Source organism: Thiomonas sp., from assembly GCF_054608695.1.
In genome coordinates this window covers 1-4,800 of the sequence record NZ_JBTRXV010000159.1, presented here as the reverse complement: position 1 = coordinate 4,800, position 4,800 = coordinate 1, and the positions used below count along the sequence as shown (strand labels likewise).

General features: G+C 64.5%; 3 protein-coding genes. All 3 read left to right on the top strand.

The features are described 5' to 3' along the window. Positions 1-829: 829 nt before the first annotated feature. A complete protein-coding gene (locus ACYCUK_RS23345) occupies positions 830-1,105 on the top strand; it encodes a hypothetical protein (protein ID WP_461596981.1) in 276 nt (91 codons plus the stop codon). Then, positions 1,102-2,970 carry a type IV secretion system DNA-binding domain-containing protein gene (locus ACYCUK_RS23340; protein ID WP_461596980.1) on the top strand — a complete coding sequence of 623 codons (1,869 nt, stop codon included), beginning with the start codon at positions 1,102-1,104 and terminating at the stop codon, positions 2,968-2,970. The genes ACYCUK_RS23345 and ACYCUK_RS23340 overlap by 4 nt, the downstream gene beginning before the upstream one ends. After that, on the top strand, positions 2,967-4,800 hold a 1,834-nt coding region (gene mobF / locus ACYCUK_RS23335), incomplete at its 3' end, for a MobF family relaxase (RefSeq protein ID WP_461596979.1). The genes ACYCUK_RS23340 and mobF, both read left to right, overlap by 4 nt.

The window sequence follows — 4,800 nt, the reverse complement described above, 5'->3', positions numbered from 1 at the left end:
AAGGAGAACACGATGAACGAGAGACCGTCCCCAGTGGAATTTCTGTTGTCATTGATTGGAGTGGACGCCGAAACGATGGCGCCCGCCATTGTGAAATTGTCCGCCGCGGCGTTGGCGCTTTTGGAGGCCTACCGACTCGGCGGCTGGCTTTTCCATTGAACGGCATGGCCGCCGCCTTCGCGGCGGTTGCGCGTCGCTGGGGATTTCACCCCCCGCGCTTTTCACTCCATGCCTCTGATTCGCCCCCCGCGAATCGTGCATTTTAGATCGCCGCCCGCCCACAAACTCCACCGCCTCGTGGACGGCTGACCTACGGTCACCAGCCCGGACACGTCCGGGCTTGCCGCCCACAACCCGCGCCACCGCCGGCCCTTGTCGGGGCCTTCGTCGCGCGGGCTTCGGGCCGTGGATTTTGTGGACGGGCGGTGAATCTTCGAGGAAAGATTTTGCATTTTTCCGCAAGCGGAAAAGCGGTTCGGCGGACCGTCCATTTCATGGACTAGGGGCACACATTACGCAGCTCCGCTGCACCCGAAAAAACACCCCGCGAAGCCCCGTGGTCATTGCCTTTTGGCGTGTCCGACACCCAAGCGGAAAAGTGTCCGACGCTTTGGCCCGTTTCCGTTATCCGGTCCGACAATTTGCGACCACGCTTTTCCTTTGCCCCTTCGTTGGTTGGCCGCTTCACGTCCGACGAAATCGTCACCCGTCCGCGCCCGCTCTCGGATTTTTCAAAAATTTCGCCTGCGGGGGGAATAGGGGAGAAGACGGCAGCAGGAGGATGACGGAAGTGGACAACAGGATATCGGTGCGGTTTCGGAGTGAGGAGATGGGGCGTCTCGCGGCGCTCGCCAAGGAGCGGAATCTCCCATTGGGGACGATGGTCAAGGTGCTGGTCAGCGTCGGCATGGATCAGCTCATGACGATGGAGATGCTGGAGCGGTTCGAGGAGCGGAACGAGGCGATTCTCAGAGAGATCCTCGCCCGTGCGATGACGCTTACGGTCCAGGCGGGGATCGACAAGGAGAAACTGGAGAAGGGCAAGGAGATGGCCGGGGTGGTGATCGAGACCATCCGCAGCGAGCGCGAGGAGAACGCCCAATGATGCCGCGCGCCAAGGCCTCCGTCTGGGCGTCGGGCATGGGGACGCTGTTCCATCGCGTCCATCTGTTCATTTCTCATCTCGGTCGATTCGCCATGGTCTTCGTCGGCGCGTGGGGCGCGGTGTGGGACTTGTCGCTCGACGTGTTCGATCCGCGCGCGGCGGATTATCTCTGGGGCGTGGTGGCGGGGTCGTTCTTCTCGTTCCTTCTCGACGCGGGGGCGCCCATGACCATCGAGGTCCACGGGCGGGACGTGACCGCGCCCGCCTGGCAGGTGCGCGACTACGCGGCGGCGCATTTCCCCTGGTTCGGTTTTCTGTTCTGGGGGCTCGCGTCCCTCGCGCTGTGCTTGGGACTCGGCGTGATCGCCACGCGGCTTCTCGTGCGCCGGGGCGTCGTGGATCTCGCGGATCGGTTCGTGCGCGGTCAGCGCGTGGTCGCCCCGGAGGACGTGACCGCGATGATTCCACCCGATGATCGCAGTCCCTTCACCATCGGCGGCGTGCCCATCCCATCATCCAAGCTCGCGCGCAACGTGCTCTGCGTCGGCTCGATGGGCTCCGGCAAATCGCAGGAGATTCTCCACCTGATGGACGCGGCGCGGGCGAGCGAAAAGAAGGCGGTGATCTACGACTTGTCCGGGGAGTTCGTCGAGCGGTACTTCCGGGAAGGGGACGTGTTGCTCAATCCCCTCGACGCCCGCTGCGCCCCATGGACCATCTTCAACGACATCCGCAAGCGCATGGACCCGGCGGCCCTGGCGGAGTTCTTCGTCCCCCAGCAGAGCAACAAGCAGGCGTCGAGCGATCCCATGTGGGAGAACGCCGCGCGGATGCTTCTGGAGGACATCATCCGCATCGTCGGCGGGAGGCCGCGGGGCGAGCGGTCCATGGCGGAAATTCTCAAGATCCTGTCCATGCCGCTGGCGGATCTCTTCGGTCTCCTGGAACGTAAAAAAGCGGTCAGCGCCGGACTGATCAACGACAAGAATCCCAAGAGCGCCGAGTCTGTCCGCATGACCCTTCTGGCCCAACCCGCGATCCGGTTTTTCTCGCTGTTCGACAGCTCCGGATCATTCAGCATCCGCGACTGGGTGAAGAACCGGGACGACGAGGGATGGCTGTTCATCTCCTCCCGCACCGACCAGCACGCGACGATCAAGCCCTTCGTCTCGGCCTGGCTGGAGATCGCGATGATGGCGATCATGGAGCAGAGACCGACGCTGGATCTGCGGATGATGCTGGTTCTCGACGAGCTGGCGTCGCTGCAAAAGATGCGGGCCCTGGAGACGGCTTTGACCTTCGGGCGCAAGTACGGCCTGTTCACCGCCGTCGGCATCCAGAACGCCGCCCAGGTGGACGAGATCTACGGCGAGGACGTGAGCAAGGTGCTCATCGCCAATCTTCAGACCAAGCTGGTCCTGCGGACGGAGGAGGAGACCAGCGCCCGCCGCCTGGCGGACATCCTCGGCAAGGAGGACGTCGAGGAGGTGCAGGAGAACATCAACCTGGGCGGCGAGGACGAGCAGCACACCAGCGCCCTGGTGCGCAACCGCAAGGAACGGTACTGCGTCCTGCCGTCGGAGATCCAGATCCTCCCCGACCTGGAGGGGTTCCTGAAGATCGCCGGGGACCTGCCGGTCTGCAAGGTCCGCATCGAGTACAAGGCCCGGCCCATCATCGCCCCGGAGTACGTCGAGCGGGAGGGGCTGGACTTCCTGGCCGGCGGCGACGCGGAAGAGGGCCCCGGCCAGGACCAGTTCGGGGTGGATGAAACGGCGGACGAGCCGTGGCCGGCGGAGGAACCGCCGCACGAGGACGACGTCGGCCATGGAGAAGGAAACGAAAGCGGAGGGGTGTGGCTATGATCAGCGTGGGACAGATATCGAACGCCGGCGGGGCCGCGAGTTATTACACGGAAGAACAGGATCGGCTGGAATACTACCAGGGGGAAAAATCACCCTCGGCGTGGAAGGGCGCGGGCGCCAAAATCTCCGGCATCGAGGGCGAAGAGGTCACGCGGGAGGGCATGGAGGCCATGCTCTCGGGCAAGATCCGGGAAATCGGGGAAAGCGGTTTCATCGAGGAGCGGCAGCTGGGCCGGATCCGCGCGGACCAGGAGACCGGCGAGAAGAAACTGGAGCACCGGGCGGGTTTGGACTTTACGTTCAACGCCCCCAAGAGCGTCAGCATCGCGGTTGGAGTCTACGGGCAGAGCGACGTGCTGGAGGCCCACCGGCAAGCCGTGGACAAGGCCATGGCGTACCTGGAGCGGCACGCCCAGGCGCGGATCGATGGCAAGACCGAAAATACCGGCAACCTGACCTACGCCCAATTCGAGCACGCCACCACCCGCGCCGGCGATCCCCACGTCCATACCCATGCCGTCACGCCCAATCTGACCTACGACGAGAACGGCAAGGCCTACTCCCTGGAAAGCAAGGGCATGTTCGAGGCCCGGCACGCGGCGGACAACGTCTACAAGAACGAGCTTGCCCACGGCCTTCAGGAGATTGGTCGCCAAGTCGAATGGAACAACAAGGGCGACTTCGAGCTCAAGGGATTCACGCGGGAGCAGATCGAGGCCTTCAGCAAGCGCAGCGAGGCGATCAAGGAGGAACTGGCCAAGCGGGGCGTCACCAAGGCGGAGGCCTCGGCGGAGGAGCGGCAGATCGCGGCCCTGAATTCCCGGCAGGCCAAGAACCACCCAGAAAGCCGGGAGGCGCACCAGGAGCGGTGGTTGAAGGAGGCTGATGAAATCGGCATCAAGCCGGCGGAACGCGCCCAGGAGGGCGGGGAAAAGGCGAACGGCAAGGAGGCCGCCCGCGAGGCCGTGGGCAAAGCCATGTCCCATATCACCGAACGCGAGGCCGCGTTCAAAGAATCCGAACTGTACAAGGAGGCCGCCCGCTTCTCCCAGGGGCGAGCCAGCCTGGAAGATCTGGACCGCGCCGTCTGGGACGCGAAGGCGTCCGGCGGGCTGGTGGATCGCGGGGACGGCAAGTTCACCACCAGGGAGATGATCACCCTGGAGGATGGCGTCGGCAAGCGCGTAGAGGAGGGCAAGGGCGCCCACCAGCGGGTCATGGACAAGGCGGAGTTTGAGCGGGCCCTCAAGGACTTCGAGGCGCGGAAAAGCAAGGAGACCGGCCAGAGCTTCAAGCTCTCGGAGGAGCAGCGCGGCGCGGCGGCGATGATCCTGACCGGGAACGATCGCTTCCAGGGCGTGCAGGGCCTCGCCGGCACCGGCAAGACCACCATGCTGGAGTTCGTCCGGGAGGCGGCGGAGAAGAAGGGCTGGGAGGTAAAGGGGTCCTCCAACGGTGAGGCCCAGGCGAAGCAACTGCAAAAGGAGAGCGGCATCGGGAGCCAGACCACTGCGTCATTCCTGAATGAGCGGCGGAGCGGCGCGCAGGCGGCGCGAAAGGACGCGGAATTGGCGCGAGGGGCGTTGGTGACCTACGAGGGGCGCAAGGTCTCGGCTCGCAAGCTGGAGAAGATCGCGGCGGATCCGGCCACCAAAAAGGAGTGGGACTCCAAGGGGCGCATGTACCTGCGGGCCAAGGACGGGCGCGTCTACCAGCCCGCCCTCCACTCCGGCAAGCGATCCATCGAAAGCCGCAACCTCAATCACGCCGGCCTCACCAAAACCCGCTACGTCATCGGCGAGAAAGGCGTGTTCAAGCAGGGCGGCACCC

Excerpts from the sequence above, each read along its gene's own strand:
- ACYCUK_RS23340 (WP_461596980.1), top strand. The coding sequence starts at position 1,102 with ATGATGCCGCGCGCCAAGGCCTCCGTCTGGGCGTCGGGCATGGGGACG.
- ACYCUK_RS23345 (WP_461596981.1), top strand. The coding sequence starts at position 830 with ATGGGGCGTCTCGCGGCGCTCGCCAAGGAGCGGAATCTCCCATTGGGG.